Below are 24,069 nucleotides of genomic sequence, written 5' to 3' on the forward strand. Positions count from 1 at the left end.
ATTTATTATGAATATAATATATAGCATGCTATCTATTTAAGGAGGTATACAATGCCTAATAAAAAGACTGGATTTTTAATTAAACAAGTTCATATTCTTCAAGAGCAGCGTCTAAATAGAAAATTTGAACATTTTGGTTTAACGGCTGCACAAACTTTTACACTAGTTAGTTTGTTTAAAGCTCGAGAAAAAAATGAGAAATTAAATCAAAAAGATCTTGAAAGAATATTGGATATTTCAAATCCTACAGTAACTGGAATCTTAAATCGTTTAGAAGCAAAAGATTTAATTAGGCGAGTTACTTGTAAACATGATGCAAGAATTAGATATATTGAAGTTACTAAAAAAGCTATTGAATTAGATAAAGAAATTCGAAAAACTTTTAAAGAAGCGGAAGAACAGTTAGTTAGTTCTTTGACTCCAGAAGAAATAGATAGATTAAACGAATATCTAATCAGAATATTAAGAAGTGCTTCTTAATATTTATTTTAAACTAATTCATAGCACGCTATATATTTAGGAGGTATGTAAATGTTAAAAACACTTATAGCTCAGATTAAAGAGTACAAAACAGCTACTATTTTAACACCATTATTAGTTATTATAGAGGTTGTTTTAGAAGTTATAATTCCGTTTTTAATGGCAATGATCATCGATCAGGGAATATCTGTAAAAGATATGGATATGGTCGTTAAATTAGGAATTATTACGTTATTAGCATCTTTTGTTTCTTTAGCAGCAGGAGGCCTAGCAGGAAAGTATGCAGCTAAAGCTTCAACAGGATTTGCTAAAAATTTAAGAAAGGCAATGTATTACAATATTCAAAATTTCTCTTTTGCAAATATTGATAAATACTCAACGGCTGGTTTAGTTACTCGTATGATGACCGATGTAACAAACGTTCAAAATGCTTTTCAAATGATTATTAGAGCATGTATTAGAGCACCATTAATGATGATCTCTGCGATGGTCATGGCTTTTACGATCAATGTTAAAATTGCCTTTGTATTTGTGATCGCAATTATCTTTTTAGGAATTGTCTTGACATTTTTTATGACACGGGCTCATCCTTATTTTAGAAAAGTATTTAATACTTATGATGATTTAAATGCTTCAGTTCAGGAAAATGTCAATGGAATTAGAGTTGTTAAGGCTTATGTTCGTGGTGATTACGAAGATGAAAAATTTAAAAAGACATCATCTTTAATATATAAACTATTTGTAAAAGCTGAAAATTATTTAGTTTTCAATCAACCATTAATGCAATTGACAGTATATGCATGTATTATTGGAATTTCTTGGTTTGGAGCACATTTAATTGTTGGTGGCAGCTTAACTACCGGTGAGCTTACTAGTTTATTTACTTATGTGATGATGATTTTAATGAGTTTGATGATGTTTTCTATGGTTTTTGTCATGGTAGTTATGTCAGTTGCTTCAGCACAGCGTATTTGTGAAGTAATAAATGAAGAATCAACTTTGCATAATCCAGAAAATCCTGATTATGAAATCAAAGATGGATCAATTGATTTTAATAATGTAAGTTTTTCATACTATGATGATCAAGAAGAAATCAGTTTAAGTAATGTAGATGTGCATATTAAATCTGGACAGACCATTGGTATTATTGGCGGAACTGGTAGTGCTAAGTCAACTTTTGTCCAATTGATTCCAAGATTGTATGATACGACTTGTGGCGAAGTACTTGTAGGTGGTAAAAATGTTCGTGATTACGATTTAGAGACATTACGAAATGAAGTTGCCATGGTATTACAAAAGAACGTCTTATTTTCTGGAACGATCAAAGAAAATCTTCGCTGGGGTAATAAAAATGCTACTGATGAAGAAATCATGGAAGCTTGTAAGTTAGCTCAGGCTGATGAATTTATTCAACGTTTCCCAGATAAATATGACACATATATTGAACAAGGCGGGACAAATGTATCAGGAGGACAGAAACAAAGATTGTGTATTGCCAGAGCTTTGCTTAAAAAACCAAAAATCTTGATTCTTGATGATTCTACTAGTGCTGTTGATACTAAAACTGATGCTTTGATTCGTAAAGCTTTTAAAGAAGTTATTCCTGGAACTACTAAGTTGATCATCGCACAACGAATTAGTTCGGTTGAAGATGCTGATTTAATTATTGTTTTAGATGATGGAAAAATTAGTGCTATGGGTACTAATGATGAATTATTAAAAACAAGTGATATTTATCGTGAAATTTTTGAAACCCAAAAGAAGGGAGGAACTTTAAGTGAATAATAATCGTGGAAAAACAATGAAAAGATTATTTAATTTTGTTATCTCTAGACACCGTAATACTTGTATAGTGATTCTTTTATTAATTATTATTAGCAGTTTATCTAGTGTTATGGGATCGATCTTTATTAAGAGTTTAATTGATGATTATATTACTCCTTATCTTAATACAGTTAATCCGGATTTTAATCCGTTATTGAATGCCATTTTAAAAATGGTAGCTATATATGCAATTGGTGTTATTGCAACTTATACTTTTAATAAATTGTTGATCAATGTATCTCAAGGCTCATTAAAAGAAATCAGGGATACAATGTTTGAACATATGGAACAATTACCGATTCGTTATTTTGATACCCACAACCATGGTGATATTATGTCTATTTATACTAACGATACGGATACTTTAAGACAAATGATCTCTCAAAGTATTCCTCAAGTAATTGTTTCAGCAACAACGATTATCTGTGTTTTTGTTTCGATGCTGGTTATGAGTATTCCGCTTACGATCATTAGTGTTATTATGGTATGTGTAATGCTTGGAGTTTCTAAGTATGTAACAAATCGAAGTGGTAAATATTTCTTTGCTCAACAAACTAATTTGGGTAAAGTCAATGGTTTTGTTGAAGAAATGATGGAAGGACAAAAGGTTGTCAAAGTCTTTACTCATGAAGAAGAAGCAAAGATTGATTTTGATAAAGTTAATGAAGAATTATTTGAAAGTGCTTATGAAGCTAATAAATACGCTAATATTTTAATGCCTTTGATTGGAAACTTAGGGTATGTAAGTTACGTTTTAGTAGCGGTTGTTGGTGGTGTTTTAGCAATCAATGGTTATATGGATCTAACCGTAGGAACCCTTGCTTCTTTCTTACAACTAAACCGTTCGTTCAATCAGCCAATTAGTCAGATCTCGCAACAAATCAACATGGTTTTAATGGCGTTAGCTGGTGCTGAAAGAATCTTTGCTTTGATGGATGAAGAGATTGAAGTTGATGAGGGTCATGTTACTTTAGTAGATGCTAAAGAAAATGAAGATGGAACTTTATCACCAGTAAATTACCGCACCGGTATCTGGGCTTGGGAACATAAACGTCCTGATGGTTCAATTGAATATGTTCGTTTAGCCGGAGATGTTCGTTTTCATGATGTAACCTTTGGTTATAATGATAATAAGACAATTTTATATGATATGAACTTATTTGCTAAACCTGGTGAAAAGCTTGCTTTCGTTGGGGCTACAGGAGCTGGTAAGACAACGATTACTAATTTGATCAATCGTTTCTATGATATCCAAAAAGGATCGATTACTTATGATGGTATTGATATCAAATTAATTAAAAAAGCTGATTTAAGAAGATCTTTAGGAATCGTATTACAAGATACGCATTTATTTACCGGAACGATCATGGATAACATTCGTTATGGAAAACTAGATGCAACAGATGAAGAATGTATTGCCGCAGCTAAACTTGCTAATGCCCATGAATTTATCATGCATTTAGAGCATGGGTATCAAACAGTTCTTAGCGGTGATGGTTCAAGTTTATCTCAGGGTCAGTGTCAGTTACTAGCAATCGCTAGAGCAGCAGTTGCTAATCCACCAGTATTGATTTTGGATGAAGCAACATCAAGTATTGATACGCGTACTGAAAGTATCGTTCAAAGTGGAATGGATAAATTGATGGAAGGACGTACCGTATTTGTAATTGCGCACCGTTTATCAACGATCAAAAATTCTGATGCAATCATGGTTCTTGATCAAGGAAGAATCATTGAACGTGGTGATCATGATAAATTAATAAAAGAAAAAGGAACTTATTACCAGTTATACACAGGTGGTTTAGAATTAGATTAAGATATGGATAGGTATTAGCCTATCCATTATTGTTAAAGGAATAAATTAATGGTACAGTATAAGTGAATGAAAGGATATGATGTGATGGAATTAACATTTAGATATGCTAATAGTAATGATACAGCATTGATCTTATATTTTATTAAGGAATTAGCAAAATATGAACAGATGCTTGATGAAGTTATTGCTACTGAAGAATTATTGAATGAGTGGTTATTTGTAAAAAAGAAAGCCGAAGTAATTTTTGCTTTAAAAGATGGAAAAGAGATTGGCTTTGCTTTGTTCTTCCATAATTTTTCGACTTTTTTAGGACGCTCAGGGATATATTTGGAAGATTTATATATCAAACCTGAACATCGTGGCAAAGGTTATGGTAAAGCTTTGTTTAAACAGCTGGCTAAAATAGCAGTTGAGCGAAAATGTGGTCGCTTAGAATGGTGGTGCTTAGATTGGAATCAGCCAAGTATTGATTTCTATTTATCATTAGGTGCTAAAGCGATGAAAGATTGGACAGTATATCGAATTACCGGAGAAACGTTAAAAGAATTAGGAAAATAAAAAAACTACTGGATGTAGTTTTTTTATGCATGTTTGACACGATCTTTTTCTTCAGCTGCTTTAGCATCGTTGAAACGATCAAGTGTTCCAACTAAATATCCTGTGATTCTTCTAATTCTTTCAAAGTTTTGAGGCTGGAAAACATAATCTAGATCCACCTCATCACCATCAATTGAAATTGAAAGAGACTTTAATGTTTCATTAGGAAACTTATTTTCCAAATATTTTATATATGCTTGAATTTCCTCTTCATCCATATAACCATTTTTTACTTTTACTTGAACATTGTTAAAATCTTCCATAATATCACCTCAAAAATATTATAGCAGTTTAAAATTTATTTAACATCTAAAATGCATCATTACAGCCAATAACAAATAATCATAAAGATGATCATTGAAAGAATGATCGAAAGAACTTGATTTATTTTTTTAAACATATATTTCATGCTATCACCACTATATTATATGAATGTAATAATGATATTAGTCATAACATTGAACTAAGTGATCTTATTATAAAAAACGAAATCTTTTAAAATAGATTTCGTTTTTTGCCTTTATATAAAATAATAAATACCATCATAAATAAGATAACTATATAGAAGAAAGAAAATTCATTGATAATAAGATTTCCAGAAAATAAACTATTTAAAGATATATAATTTATAAACGAAATATCAATAATTCCGATTCCTAAAGGTAAAACAAAGATACTACAAAGTAATAATAAAGCAAGATAAGTGTTTTTTAGTATTTGAGAAATTATAAAAGTAAATCCTGCTGTGATATAAGCCATAGATAATCTAAGGATATAAAGTAAAATGATTTGAATGATCAGTGGCATAGAAAAGCTTATCTTGGCTAATTCTAGAATTGCATGATTAGAGGTAAATAGATAAGTTAAACCGTAACGTTGTAAGAGGATAAATAATTGTGGAAGATAGGTAATAAAAGTGCATAAGGTCGTAATGATAAAACATATTTTCCATTTTTGTTTAAATACTTCTTTTTGGCTGTTTTTTTGGACGTTGATCAGTTGTATCATGCCTGAGGAATATTCATTTGCAATAAATGGGGCAAATAGAATAATGATAGTTAGAGTTAAAAATAAACTTAAAGTAAAATCTGTTTTATAACCGACATAGCTTTTTCCGAATAATTCTAAGTATCCAGTTTCATAGATAATTGGGTAATTTGGATGTTTTGCTATATGATCAATTCGTTCTAAAACTTTTTGAAAAGCGTGTTCACTGATTAACTGACTGGAAATGTAGTTGGTAATTGCATTTTTTTCGTTTTCTGAGATTTTACCAGACTGAAAATCATTTTCAGCTTGCAGACTTTGTTGATGGAGTTCTTCAAAACGAAGTGTTTCTTTTTCGATGATTTTTTGTTTTTCTTGATCATAGGGACCTTCTAATATCTTCATATAATTTTGATAATAATATTCATCAGTTGTGACATCATAGTTTAGATTGATCGTAAACCATGAAACAGCAATACTAAATATTACTAATATTATAAGTCCTTTTTGGATGATAAATAATTTATAACATTCATGGTAAAAGATACTTACATTTGCTTTAAATCTTTTTTTTCTATTTAAATGAAATGATTTTAAAGTATCGGCAGTTTTATTTTTAGAAAATAAATAGATATTTAAAAAAATAAAAAGTAATAATAAAATGATCGTGATAAACCAAAAGATATTTATGATATTAATAGGATAACCAAGAATATTAAGATTTAAATAATTTTGATAGATGGGATTGACAAGGAGATAAGGAATGATATTGGTATGTTTTAAAAGGCTGAAGTTTGAACTGGCGGGTATTGCTAAATAGAAAGTAAGTGCTAAGCCTAATAAAAGAATAGTTAAAATATATATTTCAATCGTTCTTTTTGATATTAATGTTATGAATAAAAATATCATTGCTAATAATGAGTAAATACATATTTTTGATAAAAAGAATATAAGTAAGTATTGTCCAGATGAAATAGCTAATGTAGAAGTTGTAAAACTGGTAATTGATTGAATGCTTACTGATAAAGGGATAGAACCATATTTTAAGTAATTTATAAAGATATTGCTGCTCCAAAATAAAATAGTAGTTAAAATCGTTGTAAAGAGAATTACAGAAGTTTTAGCACGAATCAAGCCGGTTCGACCTTCTTTAGTGGATTTTAATAAAAAGAAAAGCTGGTGTTCTTTTTCATAGATGAGAAGGGTACTAATAATAAAGAAAATAAAGATCAGTGCTAAAAGATCAGTAGGAATAAAATCGATAATATTTTCAAATGCTTTAACATTAGTAAAGGTCAATTTTACATTATCTAATGACTGATAATCATTTATGGTTTTGCTGGCATCTCTTTTTTGAAAATCACTTTGATTTTTAAAAATAGCTATTTTTGATTCTTGAGCACTTTGTTTTATTGCAATACGCAGTTCAGGATAAGAAGTTAGGGTATTCCATTGATTACGATAGTTATTAAATAGTTCCATCTCTCCCATAAAGCTATTAGTATATTTATAATTATCAATATTATTAGACATCACAGCTTGATAATATTCATCAATATATTCACCTTTTTTGTTATCACTTAAACTACTTATTTTATTGTAGCTTTTTTGATAAGCATCACTACTATAATATTTATTAGGATTAGTTGCTAATAATAGACCGATATTTAATAAAAGGGCAATAATAAGTACCAGGATACATGTTTTATTTTTAAAGATTTTATAGAATTCTTGCAAAAATATTGACATTATATTAGTCCTTCATTTCATCACTGAAATAATATAAATATACATCTTCAAGATTTGCAACAGCTTCAATATATTGATATTGAAGAGGTTTTTGATTCGCTAAAATCCGTACTAATAAACCATTTGCCTGTTGTGAAATATTGCTGATAAGAAATTCACCTTGTACTTTTTTTAATTCCTCTTCCTGAATCGATAACTCAAAGACTTTTCCTTGGATAGTTTTACAAAATTCTAATGGTGAGCGATGGTCTAACAGTTTGCCATTTTTCATAAGAATGACTTCTTTAGCAATATGTTCAATATCAGATACTACATGTGTAGCAAATAAAACGATCTTTTCTCTTGCTATTTTAGAAATAATATTTCTGATTCGAATCCGTTCTTTAGGATCAAGCCCAGCTGTAGGTTCATCTAAAATGATGATTTTGGGTTGATTCATGATTGCCTGGGCAATAAGGATTCTTTGCTTCATCCCGCCTGAATATTGTCCTAAAAGACGATGAGCATCATCTTGTAAATTTACTATTTTTAAAACATTTTCGATTTCCATCTTAGCTGTTTTAGCATCCATTCCCTTTAAAGCAGCCATATAATTTAAAAATCGATAAGCATTAAATTGTTCATATAATTCCTGCTGCTGAGGCATATAACCTAATATAGCACGATAATCTTTCTTTAAATCATTAATATTTTTACCATTATATAAGATCTTGCCTTTATTTGGTTTTAAATTGCCAGTTAATAAATTAATAAGGGTTGACTTACCAGCACCATTAGATCCTAGCAGAGCATAAATTCCTGGGGTCAGAGTGAGATTGATGTCATTTAGAGCTAATAAACTGCCATATGATTTTGTCAGCTGTTGGATTTCTAATTTCATAGTCTACCTCCATATCTAACTAATTTATTTTCACTATAGCATAAAAAAAGGAAAAATTATTAATTTCCCCTTTTAATGGTTAGATATCTAATTAAACGGTATTAAAAGTTTTTTTCATAGAAAGCTTTTAATACTAAACTCTTTTTACGACGACTGATTTCAAACAAACAATTAACACCTTTTAAATAAAGCTGGTTATTAAATATTTTTAAAATCTTCTTTTTATTAATAATCACACTACGATTAATACAAATAAAATCATTTCCCAAAATCCTTAATAAACTTTTTAAAGTTTTATTTTTGATTATTGCTTGTCTATCATCAAATATTACGGCGATATTCATATCGCCTAAATACATACAATATATAATACTATCAGTTTTTATTTCAAGTATTTCACCAGTTATTTTTAAATCAATATAAATCATATTAATAAGATAATTTTTAAAAGTTATGACCGTTCGATTGGATATCGAACCGTTAAATGGGGAAATGAACAATATCTTTATTTATTATGTTATAGTAAAGGTAAGAAAAGCAGCTAAAAGAAATGATAAGAAAGTAATTAAATATGAATTTGAAGTATCAAAAAAATTTCTTTTTTTGCATTATGATCTAATTAATGAAGTTAGATAGAAAAGATGGAAATAAGTATTAGCTGTTTACTCACTAGATGTTCATTGATCATTACTAACACCCCCTATTAATGTTGTTGCAAAGTAGAGTTGTTTTAAAAATGTTAGGAACATCAGGAAAACCCAAGGCACGTTATGAGCTGACTGGTAGATTTATTCAGGATTATATTCCAGGGTGTGAGCCAAGACATTCAGGACCTTGTAATACTGGATATTGGGAATATAAAGTAGTGCCATTATAATATTATTAAAGATGAAGTTAATTAAAGGAGGTTGTGTAAATGAAAAAAAATAATATTTTAAATATATTATTGCTAGTATTCTCCTTTATTTTCATTATCCTTATACGTTATTTATATGAAAATAATGCTATCAATAATTGGCTTGCTTTTATTTTAACGATTGGAATAATTATAATTTTAAATTACTCTTTAATAAAAAGAATAGTTATTAAAATCAAAAATAAAATTAAAATTTAATTTAAAAGTACGAAAAGTATTTAGAATCTTATAAGCTGTAACGATTTGTTTACAGCTTTTTTAACTGAGATTATCTTTTATCAATTAGTGGTAAACGATTATTGCAGCTGATGAAAATAGGATTTATTTAAATTATATTTATTTTGATAAAACAAATTTTAAAGATGTTAATGAAAATTATGGGGATGATATTTAAATCTAAAAAATCACATCAGTATTAGATGATAGAAATATTGAAAAAGGACAACTTGTGAGAGATACATTATTGACAGTTGAAACAAAGTATATAAATGAAAAAAGAAGCAAATAGTGAAAAATTTTTCACAGTTATGTACCAAAAGAAACAGCTTTAACCAAGTAATAATTAATTTTTAATAATGGAAAGTGGATATATCTAGATAATAAAACGCAAGAGATCATTATATAAGTCATTTAAAAGATGAAAAAATGAATATGATCCGCTTTTATTAGTAGTCATACTATGATTAATAAAATAAAATTTTTAATTGTTTCTCATTTAGTATCAAATATTATGCTAGATATCTAATTAGTTTTTATTTTAAGCATTTTATCAGTTATTTTTAAATCAATATAAATCATATTAATAAGATAATTTTTAAAAATTACGACCGTTCGATTGGATATCAAACCATTAAATGGGGAAATGAACAATATCTTTATTTTTTATGTTATAGTAAAGGTAAGAAAAGCAGCTAAAAGAAATGATGCTTCTGTTTATTATGTAAATAAGTTATGGTAACGTTAAATAGTTTTAATTTCATCAGATAGGTAAGGAGGGAAAATAAATTAAAGAAATGATAAGAAAGTAATCAAATATGAATTTGAGGCATCAAAAAAATTTCTTTTTGTTATGTTTTTTACTTATTATTGTAAGTAATGTGTAGTTATTATATTTTGGGACAACGGGAATGAGTGATAGTAAAAAAGAAAATAATTTGAAATTAAAAAAGGGATATTGGTGGTGGTAATAATTGCTGGTTTATTCAAGCAAACAAAACGTGACAAATAGTAAATAGATATGTATTTTTTTAATGACAGATCGTTTATCATGCTTAAAAATAAATCCTTTAGTTAAGGAAGAAAAATGTTTTTATATAATATTAAAGTTAATATGACAATAATAAAATGATGATGAAGTTGACAGATTTTTATTGAATTGAGAAGAATTATCTAGTGAATTAAAAGAATTTTTTGCGAAGTGAGAGTGAAAATAAGATTTGTTATTAACCGAGGGAAACATGAATAATGAATTACTTGGTCATATCATAAATTGAAATGAATGTGTCTAATCAATGAAGATAGACAGAAAAGGAGGAAATTATGAATAGAGAAAATTTTTTAAAGTTTGATAGTTTTTTTTCAAAAATAGCATTTGTTTATATTGTATTGATCCCCTTTTTCTTCCTAGAAAGAAATAGAATAATATTTATTTGTTTCAGTTTACTGTTTTTTATAGAAAGACTAGTACATATGTGGTATATAAAAGATAATTTTTCTAAAACTAAAAAGATAGTTTATGCGTTAATAGCCATGATATATATTGCTTGTTCAATAGGTATAGTTATTGAGTTGTTTAGCTTGATTTGAAATATAAAGGGCTGATCAAAAGTCAGCTCTTTAATATTAATTAAGTTTTTAAAAATAATTTGAAAAAGGGAAATACGATTATGACAAAGAGAAATAGAATGAAGAAAATATTAATATTTTTAAGTTTTGTATTATGTTTTCAAATAATGGGATGTACAAAAAAGACAAATATTGATACTAAAACTGTTGTTTGGAGAATTGCTGCTATTGGTAATTATAAAGAGATGACAGCTGAAATGATTGAAATTTGGGAAAAGCCCCTTAATGAATTATTAAAAGAAAAAGGGGTGCAGTATCAAGTAAAAATTATTCCTTTTAGTAATAAAGGAGAGAATAATCAGATTGTGGAGTTAACAGAACTTAAAAAAAGTAGACAACAAACAGATGTTATAACAATACTTCCAGAAGTAGAAGGAGATAAATTAACAGAATGGAATAATACATATAGATGTGCGGTTGATAATGAATTACTTATGGATTTAGATGATTGGAAAGAGGAAAATGGGAAGGTTTTAGAAAAATTTTTAACTGATTATGATTTTGAATTATCAAAAATAGATAACAAATTATATGGAATCTCAAGTAATGTTCCTTCTACATTTGGCATTATGTATCAAAAAGAGATCTTAGATGAATATGGAATAAATCCCGAAAATATTGAAAGTAATTTATTTGATAATATCGATTTATTGAATAAAGTAAAAAAAGAAACTAACGAAAAACCTGTTAAAGAGATGGGCTTTAGTGTTGGAAAGACAGGATTATGGACAGTTCCTCCAACAAATAATTTAGCATGGAAAAAAGATGAAGGATTTATTTCATTAAGTAAATCAAAAGAGTATAAAGATGTATTGAATCAGTGGCTTTCTTTAAAACAGCAGGATCTAATAAATTTAGACGATGATGAAAGTGTTGTCCCATTTGTTAAGTTACCTGAAAAAAGTATCAGCAGATATGATAAATTTACATATTTATCAGAATCATCAAAAGATTATATCGTAGTGCCAGATGGATCTATACCAGATATGGAATTATATTGGGGCGATAATAAAACAGCAATTGCATCTTGGTCAGAAAATGTTGAAAATGCAAAAGATTTTCTTTTAAAATTATTTACAGATAAAGATATAGCTAATTTAATTCAATATGGAACTGAAGGACAGGATTATGAACTTGATGAAAATAATCGTATTACAGTAACTACATCAAGTCTAGGTTTACGAATATCAGGATATCAGTATACAAATCCAAAAATTACTTATTCTTCTATTTATGAAGAAGATGATAAAGTTGCCTACTCAAATTGGTTTTATTCAACATATGGCGATAATTTTCCTAAAGGTTTTAGGTTTGATGCTGATCCTGTAATTACGGAAATTGCAACAACAAATGATATACTATCAGCATACTTTAATACTTTGACAGATAGTGAATGGACAAATAAAATATATGAGTTAGATATAGATGATTTAGATACTTTTTTAAAAGGTTTAAATGAAGAGCTTGATGATGCCGGAATGCAAAAAATAGTTGATGAAGCCAATCGCCAATATCAAAAATGGTTAAAGGAAGGTAAATAAAATGCTTGATTCGGTTAAAAAAATTACGATTATAATACTTTTATTTGTTTTCTTTATAAGTGGCTGTAGTACAAATACGGAAAATTCAAATGATGATAATGTGCAAGTATATGAACAGTTTGGAACATTAGAATTTTCGACGGATGATGGCTTTTATCATACTAATAATAGTGGATATTTATATTTTTTTGATTATGAAAGTAAAAAAGATGTTCTTGTATGCAGTAAAGCTAATTGTAAAATGGAAACAGAATTAAAAGAAGATTCAGAAGCTTATATTGGCTTAGGTACTGGTTTTGTTTGTAATAATAAATTATATGTGATTATTAAAAATGATGATATAGAAAAAAGATATTCGTTGATTGAATCAAATTTAGATCGAAGTAATCAAAAAGAAATCGTTAAAATAAATAGTACTATGATCTTATCATTTGCAGTGATTAAAGAGATAGCTTATTTTGCGATTGATGAAGTTGTTTTTACCGAATCGGAAAGTGGCGCAATAGTTGAAGAACCAAAACATAATTGTTATCTTTTAGCGATTGATTTAAAAAGTGGTAAAGAGGAAAAATTAACGGAGTCTAAAAATAATTTTAATAATTCCTTAAAAATTATTGCCGCTGATGAAAATAAGATTTATTTAAATTATACTTATTTTGACAACTATTTTGATGGAACAAATTTTAAAGATGTTAATGAAAATAACGAAAACTATGTATATGATCTAAAAACAGGAGAATTAACAGCTGTTTTGAAAGATAAATATATTATTAAAGGACAACTAAATGAAGATATCTTCTTAGCACTAGAAGCTCAAAATTTAATAGCAGATGATTTTAATAGTGAAAAAATCTATACAATTTCAAAATATACTTTACCAGACTATAAAACTGAAATCATAGCAACAACAAAAGAATATCCAATTTTAAGTGAAGATGAATGGATATATCAAGAAGAAGGAACTGATCAATATTATGCACTGGATCTAAAAACAGCAGAATCTAAAAAAATAAGCATGAATAAAATCGAAAATGTAGTCATATTTGGAGATGCGAAGGATTATTATTATATAGCATATTTAGAAGATGATGAAATGAAACATGGCTTTATTTTAAAATCTGATTATATAAAAGGAAATAAAAAGATTATTGGTGCTTATTAGGATAGTTGATGAGTTGTTTATAGTTTTAATGATTTGTGGTAAATAAATGATTTTGATATGGGAATCAATAATTCCCCATATTTTATTTAACTAAAATGTTATCTAAGAATTGAAAAAAAGTCATTGTTTTGATAAAATCTTGTAAATACATGAAAAGGAGGGGAATTATGCAGTTACATTTTACAAAAATGGAAGGCCTTGGTAATGATTACATATATTTTGATGGGATAAACCAGGAAATTCCCATGGACAAAGAATTTATCACTAAGATCAGTGATCGTCATTTTGGAATTGGCAGTGATGGTATGATCGTGATCTTGCCATCAGATAAATATGATTTTAAAATGAGAATGTTTAATCTTGATGGCAGTGAAGCAATGATGTGTGGTAATGGTATCCGCTGTTTTGCGAAATTTATTTATGATCATCAATTAAGTGATAAACGTGTATTGAAAGTGGAAACTAAATCAGGACTAAGAGTGGTAGAATTGTTGTTTAAAGATGATAAATGTGTGGGTGCCAAAGTTGATATGGGTAAACCAATATTGACATGTAAAGATATTCCATGTACTTATGATAGTGAAACAATGATCAATGAGGTAGTAACGATCGGTGATCATGATTACCCTTTAACAACGATTTCCATGGGAAATCCGCATACAGTAACATTTGTAGATGATTTAGAGACGTTGGATTTAAAGAAAATTGGTCCTGTTTTTGAACATCATGAATTATTTCCTGAAAGTGTTAATACTGAATTTGTGAAAGTAGTTAATGATCACTATGTAAAAATGCGTGTTTGGGAACGTGGTTCTGGTGAAACAATGGCCTGTGGTACAGGAGCTTGTGCTGTGATGTATGCTAGTTATTTAAATAACTATACTAAAGATAAAGTTACAGTCGAATTATTAGGCGGTTGTTTAGAAATTGAATATATTAATGGTACGATCATGATGTCAGGACCAGCTGTTAATGTATTTGAAGGAACAATTGAAATATAGAAAAGGAGAGAAAATATGTTGAATAGTGCAGAAGAAATTATTAAATTTATTGGCGATGCTAAAAAGCAAACACCAGTAAAAGTGTATTTGAAAGGTAAAAATTTACCGGAAGCAACAGAGTTTAAAATGTTTGGTGGTAATGAAAGTAAAGTTTGTATTGGTGATTTAGATGCTATTAAAGCTTATATGGAAGCAAATAAAGAAATGATCACAGATTCATATTTAGAACAAGATCGTCGTAATAGTGCAATTCCACTATTAGATATGACAAATATCAATGCGCGTATTGAACCAGGAGCTTTTATTAGAGAACATGTAACGATTGGTGACAATGCCGTTATTATGATGGGAGCAGTAATTAATATTGGTGTTAAAATTGGTGAAGGAACAATGATCGATATGGGTGCCGTTCTTGGTGGCCGAGTTGAAGTTGGAAAGCATTGTCACGTTGGGGCAGGAGCAGTTTTAGCAGGAGTTATTGAACCACCTAGTGCTACTCCAGTAATTTTAGAAGATGATGTTTTAATTGGTGCTAATGCCGTAGTTATTGAAGGGGTTCATATTGGTAAAGGTGCTGTTGTTGGAGCGGGATCGATCGTAACTGAAGATGTTCCTGCTGGTGCTGTTGTGGTAGGAAATCCGGCTAGAATCATTAAAGAGAAAAAAGATGAAAAAACTGAGGGTAAAACTCAATTAATGGATGATTTAAGAAAACTTTAGGAGATAGATATGGACGCTTTAGAACAAATAAAGAAATGGCGTCAGGAATTACATCAGATCCCTGAGCTGGGTTTACAAGAGTATAAAACTTCTAATTATCTTAAAACGGAACTGCTCAAAATGGGTTATCAGCCAATCTCAATATTAGAAACAGGTGTTTTAGTATATATTGATAACGGTTATGATCAGACTTTAGCTTTCCGTAGTGATATTGATGCTTTAAAAATAAAAGAACAAACAAATTGTTGTTTTGCTTCTAAACATGAGGGTTATATGCATGCCTGTGGTCATGATGGACATATGGCGGCCCTTTTAGGACTGGCTAAAAAGTTAAAAGATCAGCCTAGTTCTTTTAACCATAATATCTTATTAATTTTTCAGCCAGCTGAAGAAGCTCCTGGAGGGGCTAAGCTGCTGGTTGAAGAAGGGATATTAGATAAATATCAGGTAAAAGCTATTTTTGGACTTCATTTAATGCCGACGATCGATGAAGGTAAAATTGCTTGTCGTCCAGGACCTTTAATGGCTCAAAATGGTGAACTTGATGTTACAGTTGTTGGTAAAAGTGCTCATGCGGGATTATATCATTTAGGGGTAGATGCAATTGTGATCGCTAGTTCAATTATTTGTCAGTATCAAAATATTATTTCTCGAGTTATTTCACCAGTTGAAAGCTGTGTTATCAATATTGGTGAAATTAATGGCGGGACAGTAAGAAATATTGTCGCTGATAAAACAACATTTAAAGGAACTGTTAGAACCTATAGCGAAGCGGTCTTTAAAAAGATCGTAGATACGATGCAAGCTATCAATCATGGAATGGAAGAAAGTTATGGCTGTAAAATTGAATTTAGCTGTCCACCGATGTATCCACCAGTTTTAAATGATTATGATTTGTATCGACAGTTTGTTGCTCTGGCTGGTAAGAATTATGAAGAATTAAAAGAACCATTGATGCTAGCTGAGGATTTTGCTTTCTACCAAAGGGAAGTTCCGGGAATTTTCTTTTATGTAGGAACTAAAACAGCCAAATATTCAAGTGGTTTGCATACAGAGACATTTAATTTTAATGAAGAAGTCTTGATGCAGGCAGTGGAATTATATTACTGTCTAGCGTCAAAGATTAAATTGGGGGATTAAAAATGAATTATTATGATAGAGCTAATAATGCTTTAATGAAAGCTTATGGCAGATTCGATGTTACTTTTGATCATGGTAAAGGTGTTTATCTTTATGATGTTAATGGGAAAAAATATTTAGATTTTTATTCTGGAATAGGGGTTAATTCATTTGGTTATGATTATCAGCCTTATACTGATGCTTTAGCTAAGCAGGTACATCGTTTGATGCATATTTCTAATTATTTTAATAGTGTAGAAGCAATTGAAGCAGCCGAAGCGGTAATTAAAGCAACTAAATTAGATCAAGTATTTTTTACTAATAGTGGAACAGAAGCGACAGAGGGAGCTTTGAAATTAGCACGTAAATATTATTATGAAAAACATGGCAAAGCCGATAGTGAAATCATCAGTTTGAAACATTCTTTTCACGGTCGTTCTACAGGTTCTGTTACTTTAACAGGAACCCCAGCCTATCAAACAGCTTTTGGACCTTTGATCGAAGGTGTTAAATATGGTGAAATCAATGATTTAGAATCAGTTAAAAAATTAATTACACCACGGACCGCAGCAATCATCTTAGAACCAGTTCAAGGTGAAGGGGGAATTCATGTTTGTTCTCAAGAATTCATGCAGGGAATTAGAAATCTTTGTGATGAGCATGACATTGTCATGATTCTTGATGAAGTTCAATGTGGTATGGGGAGAACAGGAACGATCATGACTTATTTCCAATACGGAATCATGCCGGATGTTGTTTGTTTAGCTAAAGGAATCGGAGCTGGTTTTCCAATGGGAGCCTTTGTTGCCAATGAAAAAGTTGGTTCGGCTTTAAAACCTGGTGATCATGGTTCTACTTATGGTGGTAATCCGATGGCCGGATGTGCTTGTAAAACTGTTTTTAAAATTATTGAAGAGAAAAAAATGTTGGAACATGTCCAGGACATTAGTGAGTATTTGATTGCTAAATTGGATGAACTAGTAGAAAAGTATGATTGTATCAAAGAACGTCGTGGGTTAGGTTTGATGATTGGATTGGAATTTGTTCATCCTATCAAGCCATATATTCAAAAAGCTTTGGATAAAGGTTTGATTTTAATTACGGCAGGTAGTAATGTGATCAGAATGCTGCCACCATTTATTATCGAAGAAAAAGATGTTGATGCAATGATAAAAATCTTTACGGAAGTAATTGAAGAAGTGAATAGTTAAATGAGATTCTTATTTGATAAGAATCTTTTTTTGATATCAAAATTTAAATGATATCTTAAAATAAAAATTGTTGATTTTAAAATTTCAAAAATTATACTGTATGCAATAATCATTTACACAGCCTGTTATATTACTGCCTTTGAATGGTTAAAATATAAAATAAGAAGGGAGTAGTATTTGTGGAGATAGATTATAAAGCAATTGGACGAAGGGTGAAAAGTGCAAGAATCAAAATGGGGATGACTCAGGAATTTCTTTCATATCTAATTGATGTGACCCCTGCGCATATGAGTAATATTGAAACAGGAAAAACAAAAGTTAGCTTGCCAACATTGATTGCAATTGCAAATGCGCTTTCTATTTCTGTAGATACACTTTTATGTGATAATGTATTGAATACAAAAATAATATTTGAAGGCGAAGCAAAAGAAATATTTAGAGATTGTGATGAATATGAGATTAGATTGTTAGTGGAGATATTAAAGGCCGCCAAGGAAGCTATGCGTCGTGAAAAAATAATAAGAAATAGATTTAAGATGTAGAATATTATATCTTTTATTAACATTTTCAAGCTAAAAAGAAGTAATTTATCTTTTTTAGTAGTAAATGATAATAGGAGGTTTTAATATGCGTAGATATCCAATATATAGACAAGATAATAATTATAGCTGTGGAGCATATTGTATTAAAATGATTTTAAAATATTATCATTATGATATAAAGACAAAGGAAATAAAAGAGCGCTGTCGTTTAACGAGTGAAGGAATTAGTGTATATGGACTAATATGTTGTTTGAAGTCGTATCATTTTGATGCTAAAGCGTATGAATGTGATTTGAAAACATTATTAAGTGAAGCTAAGTTGCCTTGTATAATACATATTATTAATGAAAATATGACACATTTTGTAGTTTTGTATCAAATAACTAAAAAATATCTTTTAATTGGAGACCCGGCTCAAGGATTAGTTAAATTAACTGAAAAAGAAGTTGAAAAAGTATTTACTGGAGTTTGCATTTGTATTGAACATGTAGGAAGATATATTATTAAGAAAAATCAAAAAGAAGTAGGATTTAAAGAATTTATAATCAAGCATTTAAAGGATAGTTATTATAATATTATTAAGTTATTAATGAAAGCAGTAGTGATATCACTTTGTAGTATAATTGGTTCATTTTATTTTCAAGGATTGATCAATATGCTTGATGAAGTGGATTTTTATTTTATTATGGGCTTTAGTGCAGTTTTTATATTTGTAGCTGGAATTAGGATCATCATGTGTTATCAGCGTAAAAATTTGGAGATTGAGATCCAAAAGAAACTGAATTATGAGTATGTAAATAAAACGGTTATTAATATGCTGGAACTGCCTTTTAAGTATTTTAATTGTAATCAAGAGGGAGTATTGTTAACTAAAGTTCAAAACTTGTATTCTTTAAGTGATTTTTTTATTCATCTTTATCTTACGATATTTATGGATCTGGTTTTAATGAGTGGGGTTATTATTGCAATACTACTTTTTTCTTTACAGATTGGATCAGTGGTAATAATTGTTTTAATTATGATTGCAATCGTTATAACAAAAGGAATGAAAAGATTAAATAGATTAAATAAGAAAATTGTTACTAGTCAAGAGCAGATGAATCAAGGATATTTAGAATATTTAAAAAATTTTTATAACAGTCATCAGTTTTTTTTAAAACAATTTACTAAAGAAAAGATAAATTACTTATTTGATGAGTATAATTATAATGTTTATTGGCGAGATAAAAGTTTAAATGATCTAAATATCATTAGTGAGTTATTGATTCAAGGATTAGCTTTTTTAGTTGTTATGATAGCTGCTTACTATTATAAAAACGGGTATATTAATATTGGTGATATTGTCTTTTTCTATATGTTGACAACATATTTGATCGAGCCATTATTCAATGTAATTGCATTCATTATTGAAAAAGATGAAATTATGATCTTATATGAGCGTTATAAAGAAATTGTACCAGATAAAAAGGAACGAAAGTTGAAAATAAAAGGTAAGATAAAGGAAATTAAGTTTGATCATATTACATATAGCTATGGCTATAGTAAACCGATCATTGATCATTTGGATCTAGTTATAAAAGATTCGATATGGTTAAAAGGCAACACTGGTGCTGGTAAGTCGACATTATTAAGACTGTTGATGAAACATGATGATTTAATTAAAGGCCGGATATTGATCAACGGGATACCACTGGTTAATATTGATCCTAATTCGCTGTATCAAAAAATTATTTATTTAGATAAGGAACCAATTTTTTATCAAGAATCTTTACGTTTTAATCTCCTTTTAAAAAGTAAAAAAAATTATTTATTAGAAGAATTATTAAGAGAGTTTGCAGTTGATCAATTTATTGATCAATTAGAAATGACAATTGATGTAGAGGGTAGACCGTTATCATCAGGACAACAACAAATCATGATGATCATTAGAGCTTTAATATTAAATCCAGATGTTTTGGTGTTAGATGAAGCTTTGAGTAATGTAGATGATTATCGGGTTGAAAAGATTTTAAATTATCTTCGTAATTGTAGAAAGGAAATAATTGTGATCATCGTTGCCCATCAAACAAAATTAGTGAATCAATTTTATGACTGTGTTATAATAAAAGACGGAAAAATTTCTTAATATTTAATGAAATTTTTGAAGTAATTCTCCTTTTTAGATTGTAAAAGATAATGAGGAGGAAAAAATATGATTCATGAAAAAACTATTATCGATAATAACAATGTTCGCTTTAGTAATGACCTGTTTTTTAAATATCTGCTTTCCAGAGATACTTTAGAATCTATAAAACTGAGAAAGTTCATCGTTAAATCTGTCACTCATCTTGACTGCCAACAGATGATCGTTAAAAATCCCGAAATCAATCAAAATACGGTCCTCGCTAAAAATATCATCCTTGATATCTGTGCTGTTGATGAAAAGGGCCGAATCATTGATATCGAGATGCAGATGGCTGGCAACAGTAATAGCGAAAGCACCCGCTTTCAGTTCTATGGTGCCAGACTGTTAGTAGAACAGATCGATACCGGTGAAAAATATCATCAGCTAAGACCGGTATATCAAATCATCTTTATCAATGAAGATGATGATCGTTTGATCAAAGATTATGCGTTTCGAGATGATCAGGGAGAGCTGGAAAAAGAAAATCTCAACTACCGCTATTTTATCAAGATGAGACATATCGATAAGATCATCAAGGAAAAAGGAATCGCAGGATTAAATGATCTAGAAAGATTATGTTATTTGTTTATAAAAAATGAATACACTGCTATAATGAAGGAAAGAGAAGAAGATATAGTGGAGATGGTGATAAAGATGTATGACAAGTTTAGAAGTAATGAGCCGATATGGTCATTAGCGAACCAGTTAGCGTTAGCGAAGCTTAGAACTGAATCCTTAGAGATGGAACGCGAAGAAAAGACAGCCAAAAGAATCGAAGAAGGAATCAAAAAAGGCATCGAGCAGGGTATTGAACAAGGAATCGGAATTGGCCGTAAACAGGAAATTAAAAGAAACAAGAATAATTGTATTGAATTACTTAAGGGAAGATATCAAAAAGATTGTAGTAAATGGGTAGAGGGTTTGAATGAAGAGCAAATAGAATTAATATATAAATATATATTTGAAGAAGATGATTTTGCAATGTTTAAGAAAAAAATAGAAGAGGAATATTTTTTGAAGTGAGGTAAAGTAATGGAAATAGATTTTGCATTGGTAAATGAAGTAGAAGGATTTGATGAAGATTATCAACAAATTTATTTAGAAATTATTAAAGAAACAGTTAATCAGTTAGAAATTGATGAGGATTTAGAATTATCGTGTATTTTAGTTGATGATCAAAAGATTCATGAAATTAATAAAGAATATCGTAATATTGATCGTTCCACAGATGTAATTAGTTTTGCATTGGAAGACAACGAGCAGTATTATGTGTCAGGGATGCCAAGAAGTCTTGGTGATATTTTTATTTCAATTGATCATGCAAAAATGCAGGCTGAAGAATATGGTCATAGTTTAAAAAGGGAAATGTGTTTTTTATTTACCCATGGTTTACTACATTTATTAGGATTTGATCATATGGAAGCTGAAGATGAAAAGGAAATGATTGCCATGCAAAAAGCTATTTTAGAAGCTTTGGCGATAGGAAGATAAATATGGATCATCAAACAATTATTGAAAAAGCTTTTGTGGCAAGTGAAAATTCGTATTCTCCATATTCAAAATTTAAAGTAGGAGCCTGTGTTGAAATGAATGATGGAAAGTATTTCATGGGGGCTAATATTGAAAATGCTGCCTATGGTTCAACGATGTGCGCGGAACGAAATGCTGTGTATGGAGCATATTGCAATGGATATACTAAAAAAGATATTAAGTTATTAGCAATCGCAGCTGATAGTGCGACGATCGTTTCACCGTGTGGAGCATGTCGTCAAGTATTAAAAGAACTAATTCCTGATGAGTGTCAAATTATCTTGGCTAATCGTCAGGGATATAAAATAATGACAATTAAAGAGCTATTACCAATGGCCTTTACAGAGGAGAATTTATAATGTTTAAATCAGGATTTGTAAGTATAGTTGGTCGTCCTAATGTTGGAAAATCAACATTATTAAATTGTATATTAGAAACTAAGCTGGCAATTATGTCAGATGTTGCTCAAACAACAAGAAATACGATTCAAGGAATTCATACTGATGATGATGCACAAATTATTTTTATGGACACCCCAGGAATTCATAAACCCCAGGATCGTTTAGGAACTTTTATGAATTCAACTGCTTTAAATAGTATTTTTGGAGTTGACATAGTATTGTTTTTGGCTCCGGCCAATGAAAAGATCGGTCGTGGCGATAAGTTTATTGTTGAAAGATTAAAAGAAGCAGATGGTCCGGTATTTTTGGTTTTAAGTAAGATCGATACCGTTAGTAAAGAGGAATTAGTCTTAAAACTTCAAGAATGGCAGACATTATTTGATTTTAAAGAGATTGTTCCGGTTAGTGCAAAAGATAATGATAATATTGATTTATTATTGAATACGATAAAAAAATATTTACCTGAGGGTAATATGTATTATCCTAAAGATCATTTGACAGATCATCCGGAGCGTTTTGTAATGGCCGAATTTATTAGAGAGAAAATTTTATATTTTACTAGAGAAGAAGTACCTCATAGTGTTGCTATTGTAGTTGAGAGAATGCTTGAAGATGAAGATGGAGTTGAAATAATTGCAACGATCGTTTGTGATCGTAAAAGTCAAAAGGGAATTATTGTTGGTAAACAAGGTTCGATGATCAAAAAGATTCGCTTAAATGCTCAACGTGAGATGAAGCGTTTTTTACAAGTACCGGTGCATTTAGAATTATTTGTAAAAGTTGAAAATAATTGGCGTAATAAACAAAAATATTTAAAAGAATTTGGTTATAACGAAGATGACTACTAATGGAGAAGAAAGTGTTATTGGATTTGTATTAAAAAATAAATCTTATAAAGAAAATGATATGCTGGTATGGATATATACTAAAGATTATGGAAAAATGGCTTTAATTGCGCGAGGGGTTAAGAAATTAAAGAGTAAAAATGCCCCAGCTTGTCAAACGATAACATTATCTGATTTTATCTTTATACCTAGAACGGGTTTATCGACATTAATAAAGGCTTCACCGATAGAATATTTTCGTCATATTAAAGAAGACATTGAATTAGAAACATATGCAAGTTATTGTGTGGAGTTTGTTTATAAATATACTAAGGATAATGATCCTGATTATGAATGTTATCATAATCTATCGTTAGCTTTGAAATATTTGGAAAATGGCTATGATCCAAAATTAGTATATTTATTATTTAATGCTTTTATTTTAGAAATAACAGGATCAGGATTAGAAGTTGAACAATGCGTACACTGTAATAGACAAGATCATATTGCTGGTATTTCTATACATGGCGGTGGATTTGTTTGTCAAAATTGTATTGGTTTATATGATCGAAAGTTATCAGTAGATGTTTTAAAAGGTTTTCGTTATATTAATATTTGTAAATTAGAAAATATTGATAAATTGCACTTAGAAGAAGATGTGATTTATCAATTGATAGAGATCATGGATACATATATAGATGAATTTACAGGATTGACTTTTCAAAGTCGTAAATTTATTCGTCAAATCAATAATTTGTAA

General features: G+C 29.4%; 24 protein-coding genes. 20 read left to right on the plus strand and 4 right to left on the minus strand.

Annotation, left to right across the window (positions count from 1 at the left end):
• Positions 1 to 51: 51 nt before the first annotated feature.
• The 4 genes from OC535_RS12835 to OC535_RS12850 all read left to right on the plus strand — a co-directional run bounded on the left by OC535_RS12835 (position 52) and on the right by OC535_RS12850 (position 4,678).
• The gene (locus OC535_RS12835; RefSeq protein ID WP_227052323.1) at positions 52 to 480 is read left to right on the plus strand and encodes a MarR family winged helix-turn-helix transcriptional regulator; all 429 of its coding nucleotides are present in this window, start codon (positions 52 to 54) and stop codon (positions 478 to 480) included.
• Positions 481 to 531: 51 nt separating this feature from the next.
• Complete coding sequence (locus OC535_RS12840) at positions 532 to 2,265, plus strand: ABC transporter ATP-binding protein (RefSeq protein WP_227052329.1); 1,734 nt, start codon at positions 532 to 534, stop codon at positions 2,263 to 2,265.
• A 16-nt stretch (positions 2,266 to 2,281) separates the two neighbouring features.
• Positions 2,282 to 4,120 (plus strand): ABC transporter ATP-binding protein, encoded by a 1,839-nt coding sequence (locus tag OC535_RS12845; protein WP_498824015.1) that lies wholly within the window; start codon positions 2,282 to 2,284, stop codon positions 4,118 to 4,120.
• 84 nt (positions 4,121 to 4,204) lie between these two features.
• The gene (locus tag OC535_RS12850; protein ID WP_024722509.1) at positions 4,205 to 4,678 is read left to right on the plus strand and encodes a GNAT family N-acetyltransferase; all 474 of its coding nucleotides are present in this window, start codon (positions 4,205 to 4,207) and stop codon (positions 4,676 to 4,678) included.
• 23 nt (positions 4,679 to 4,701) lie between these two features.
• On the opposite strand, the gene nrdD is transcribed toward OC535_RS12850, so the two are convergent.
• The 4 genes from nrdD to OC535_RS12870 all read right to left on the minus strand — a co-directional run bounded on the left by nrdD (position 4,702) and on the right by OC535_RS12870 (position 8,761).
• Complete coding sequence (nrdD, locus tag OC535_RS12855; RefSeq protein ID WP_024722508.1) at positions 4,702 to 4,980, minus strand: anaerobic ribonucleoside-triphosphate reductase; 279 nt, start codon at positions 4,978 to 4,980, stop codon at positions 4,702 to 4,704.
• A gap of 232 nt (positions 4,981 to 5,212) precedes the next feature.
• Positions 5,213 to 7,453, minus strand: coding sequence for a hypothetical protein (locus OC535_RS12860; protein ID WP_498823996.1), 2,241 nt, complete (start codon positions 7,451 to 7,453; stop codon positions 5,213 to 5,215).
• Positions 7,454 to 7,457: 4 nt separating this feature from the next.
• Positions 7,458 to 8,333: an ATP-binding cassette domain-containing protein gene (locus OC535_RS12865; protein ID WP_227053547.1), complete on the minus strand. Its 876-nt coding sequence runs from the start codon at positions 8,331 to 8,333 to the stop codon at positions 7,458 to 7,460.
• 101 nt (positions 8,334 to 8,434) lie between these two features.
• Positions 8,435 to 8,761: a LytTR family transcriptional regulator DNA-binding domain-containing protein gene (locus OC535_RS12870; protein ID WP_227053546.1), complete on the minus strand. Its 327-nt coding sequence runs from the start codon at positions 8,759 to 8,761 to the stop codon at positions 8,435 to 8,437.
• A gap of 308 nt (positions 8,762 to 9,069) precedes the next feature.
• On the opposite strand from OC535_RS12870, the gene OC535_RS12875 reads away from it, so the two are divergent.
• From OC535_RS12875 to recO, 16 genes are all read left to right on the plus strand, one after another.
• Entirely contained in the window at positions 9,070 to 9,210 is a 141-nt protein-coding gene (locus tag OC535_RS12875; RefSeq protein WP_498823997.1) for a hypothetical protein, read from the plus strand.
• 39 nt (positions 9,211 to 9,249) lie between these two features.
• Positions 9,250 to 9,447, plus strand: a complete 198-nt coding sequence (locus tag OC535_RS12880; protein ID WP_024722310.1) for a hypothetical protein — start codon at positions 9,250 to 9,252, stop codon at positions 9,445 to 9,447.
• A gap of 1,341 nt (positions 9,448 to 10,788) precedes the next feature.
• Complete coding sequence (locus OC535_RS12885) at positions 10,789 to 11,055, plus strand: hypothetical protein (RefSeq protein ID WP_024722309.1); 267 nt, start codon at positions 10,789 to 10,791, stop codon at positions 11,053 to 11,055.
• Positions 11,056 to 11,153: 98 nt separating this feature from the next.
• Entirely contained in the window at positions 11,154 to 12,635 is a 1,482-nt protein-coding gene (locus tag OC535_RS12890) for a DUF3502 domain-containing protein (protein ID WP_498823998.1), read from the plus strand.
• A 1-nt stretch (position 12,636) separates the two neighbouring features.
• On the plus strand, positions 12,637 to 13,797 hold the full coding sequence (locus tag OC535_RS12895) for a hypothetical protein (RefSeq protein WP_498823999.1): 1,161 nt from the start codon (positions 12,637 to 12,639) through the stop codon (positions 13,795 to 13,797).
• A 167-nt stretch (positions 13,798 to 13,964) separates the two neighbouring features.
• Positions 13,965 to 14,798, plus strand: coding sequence for a diaminopimelate epimerase (gene dapF, locus OC535_RS12900; protein ID WP_227053541.1), 834 nt, complete (start codon positions 13,965 to 13,967; stop codon positions 14,796 to 14,798).
• 15 nt (positions 14,799 to 14,813) lie between these two features.
• Positions 14,814 to 15,518 (plus strand): 2,3,4,5-tetrahydropyridine-2,6-dicarboxylate N-acetyltransferase, encoded by a 705-nt coding sequence (gene dapD, locus OC535_RS12905; RefSeq protein WP_024722304.1) that lies wholly within the window; start codon positions 14,814 to 14,816, stop codon positions 15,516 to 15,518.
• Positions 15,519 to 15,527: 9 nt separating this feature from the next.
• Positions 15,528 to 16,658: a M20 metallopeptidase family protein gene (locus OC535_RS12910; protein ID WP_024722303.1), complete on the plus strand. Its 1,131-nt coding sequence runs from the start codon at positions 15,528 to 15,530 to the stop codon at positions 16,656 to 16,658.
• Positions 16,659 to 16,660: 2 nt separating this feature from the next.
• Positions 16,661 to 17,848, plus strand: a complete 1,188-nt coding sequence (locus OC535_RS12915) for an aspartate aminotransferase family protein (RefSeq protein WP_227053540.1) — start codon at positions 16,661 to 16,663, stop codon at positions 17,846 to 17,848.
• A gap of 179 nt (positions 17,849 to 18,027) precedes the next feature.
• A complete protein-coding gene (locus OC535_RS12920) occupies positions 18,028 to 18,390 on the plus strand; it encodes a helix-turn-helix domain-containing protein (RefSeq protein WP_024722302.1) in 363 nt (120 codons plus the stop codon).
• 85 nt (positions 18,391 to 18,475) lie between these two features.
• Positions 18,476 to 20,515: a cysteine peptidase family C39 domain-containing protein gene (locus OC535_RS12925; protein ID WP_498824000.1), complete on the plus strand. Its 2,040-nt coding sequence runs from the start codon at positions 18,476 to 18,478 to the stop codon at positions 20,513 to 20,515.
• Positions 20,516 to 20,581: 66 nt separating this feature from the next.
• Positions 20,582 to 21,577 carry a PD-(D/E)XK nuclease family transposase gene (locus tag OC535_RS12930; protein ID WP_498824001.1) on the plus strand — a complete coding sequence of 332 codons (996 nt, stop codon included), beginning with the start codon at positions 20,582 to 20,584 and terminating at the stop codon, positions 21,575 to 21,577.
• 9 nt (positions 21,578 to 21,586) lie between these two features.
• On the plus strand, positions 21,587 to 22,045 hold the full coding sequence (ybeY, locus tag OC535_RS12935) for an rRNA maturation RNase YbeY (protein ID WP_024722299.1): 459 nt from the start codon (positions 21,587 to 21,589) through the stop codon (positions 22,043 to 22,045).
• A gap of 2 nt (positions 22,046 to 22,047) precedes the next feature.
• A complete protein-coding gene (gene cdd / locus OC535_RS12940) occupies positions 22,048 to 22,443 on the plus strand; it encodes a cytidine deaminase (RefSeq protein ID WP_024722298.1) in 396 nt (131 codons plus the stop codon).
• Positions 22,443 to 23,333: a GTPase Era gene (era, locus tag OC535_RS12945; protein WP_024722297.1), complete on the plus strand. Its 891-nt coding sequence runs from the start codon at positions 22,443 to 22,445 to the stop codon at positions 23,331 to 23,333. Before cdd ends, era begins: the two co-directional genes overlap by 1 nt.
• Positions 23,323 to 24,069, plus strand: coding sequence for a DNA repair protein RecO (gene recO, locus OC535_RS12950; protein WP_227053509.1), 747 nt, complete (start codon positions 23,323 to 23,325; stop codon positions 24,067 to 24,069). Before era ends, recO begins: the two co-directional genes overlap by 11 nt.

Source organism: Clostridium sp. Marseille-Q5894, from assembly GCF_946902305.1.
GTDB lineage: Bacteria > Bacillota_I > Bacilli_A > Erysipelotrichales > Coprobacillaceae > Thomasclavelia.

Excerpts from the sequence above, each read along its gene's own strand:
- OC535_RS12835 (WP_227052323.1), top strand. The coding sequence starts at position 52 with ATGCCTAATAAAAAGACTGGATTTTTAATTAAACAAGTTCATATTCTT.
- OC535_RS12840 (WP_227052329.1), top strand. The coding sequence starts at position 532 with ATGTTAAAAACACTTATAGCTCAGATTAAAGAGTACAAAACAGCTACT.
- OC535_RS12845 (WP_498824015.1), top strand. The coding sequence starts at position 2,282 with ATGAAAAGATTATTTAATTTTGTTATCTCTAGACACCGTAATACTTGT.
- OC535_RS12850 (WP_024722509.1), top strand. The coding sequence starts at position 4,205 with ATGGAATTAACATTTAGATATGCTAATAGTAATGATACAGCATTGATC.
- nrdD (WP_024722508.1), bottom strand. The coding sequence starts at position 4,980 with ATGGAAGATTTTAACAATGTTCAAGTAAAAGTAAAAAATGGTTATATG.
- OC535_RS12860 (WP_498823996.1), bottom strand. The coding sequence starts at position 7,453 with ATGTCAATATTTTTGCAAGAATTCTATAAAATCTTTAAAAATAAAACA.
- OC535_RS12865 (WP_227053547.1), bottom strand. The coding sequence starts at position 8,333 with ATGAAATTAGAAATCCAACAGCTGACAAAATCATATGGCAGTTTATTA.
- OC535_RS12870 (WP_227053546.1), bottom strand. The coding sequence starts at position 8,761 with ATGATTTATATTGATTTAAAAATAACTGGTGAAATACTTGAAATAAAA.
- OC535_RS12875 (WP_498823997.1), top strand. The coding sequence starts at position 9,070 with ATGTTAGGAACATCAGGAAAACCCAAGGCACGTTATGAGCTGACTGGT.
- OC535_RS12880 (WP_024722310.1), top strand. The coding sequence starts at position 9,250 with ATGAAAAAAAATAATATTTTAAATATATTATTGCTAGTATTCTCCTTT.
- OC535_RS12885 (WP_024722309.1), top strand. The coding sequence starts at position 10,789 with ATGAATAGAGAAAATTTTTTAAAGTTTGATAGTTTTTTTTCAAAAATA.
- OC535_RS12890 (WP_498823998.1), top strand. The coding sequence starts at position 11,154 with ATGAAGAAAATATTAATATTTTTAAGTTTTGTATTATGTTTTCAAATA.
- OC535_RS12895 (WP_498823999.1), top strand. The coding sequence starts at position 12,637 with ATGCTTGATTCGGTTAAAAAAATTACGATTATAATACTTTTATTTGTT.
- dapF (WP_227053541.1), top strand. The coding sequence starts at position 13,965 with ATGCAGTTACATTTTACAAAAATGGAAGGCCTTGGTAATGATTACATA.
- dapD (WP_024722304.1), top strand. The coding sequence starts at position 14,814 with ATGTTGAATAGTGCAGAAGAAATTATTAAATTTATTGGCGATGCTAAA.
- OC535_RS12910 (WP_024722303.1), top strand. The coding sequence starts at position 15,528 with ATGGACGCTTTAGAACAAATAAAGAAATGGCGTCAGGAATTACATCAG.
- OC535_RS12915 (WP_227053540.1), top strand. The coding sequence starts at position 16,661 with ATGAATTATTATGATAGAGCTAATAATGCTTTAATGAAAGCTTATGGC.
- OC535_RS12925 (WP_498824000.1), top strand. The coding sequence starts at position 18,476 with ATGCGTAGATATCCAATATATAGACAAGATAATAATTATAGCTGTGGA.
- OC535_RS12930 (WP_498824001.1), top strand. The coding sequence starts at position 20,582 with ATGATTCATGAAAAAACTATTATCGATAATAACAATGTTCGCTTTAGT.
- ybeY (WP_024722299.1), top strand. The coding sequence starts at position 21,587 with ATGGAAATAGATTTTGCATTGGTAAATGAAGTAGAAGGATTTGATGAA.
- cdd (WP_024722298.1), top strand. The coding sequence starts at position 22,048 with ATGGATCATCAAACAATTATTGAAAAAGCTTTTGTGGCAAGTGAAAAT.
- era (WP_024722297.1), top strand. The coding sequence starts at position 22,443 with ATGTTTAAATCAGGATTTGTAAGTATAGTTGGTCGTCCTAATGTTGGA.
- recO (WP_227053509.1), top strand. The coding sequence starts at position 23,323 with ATGACTACTAATGGAGAAGAAAGTGTTATTGGATTTGTATTAAAAAAT.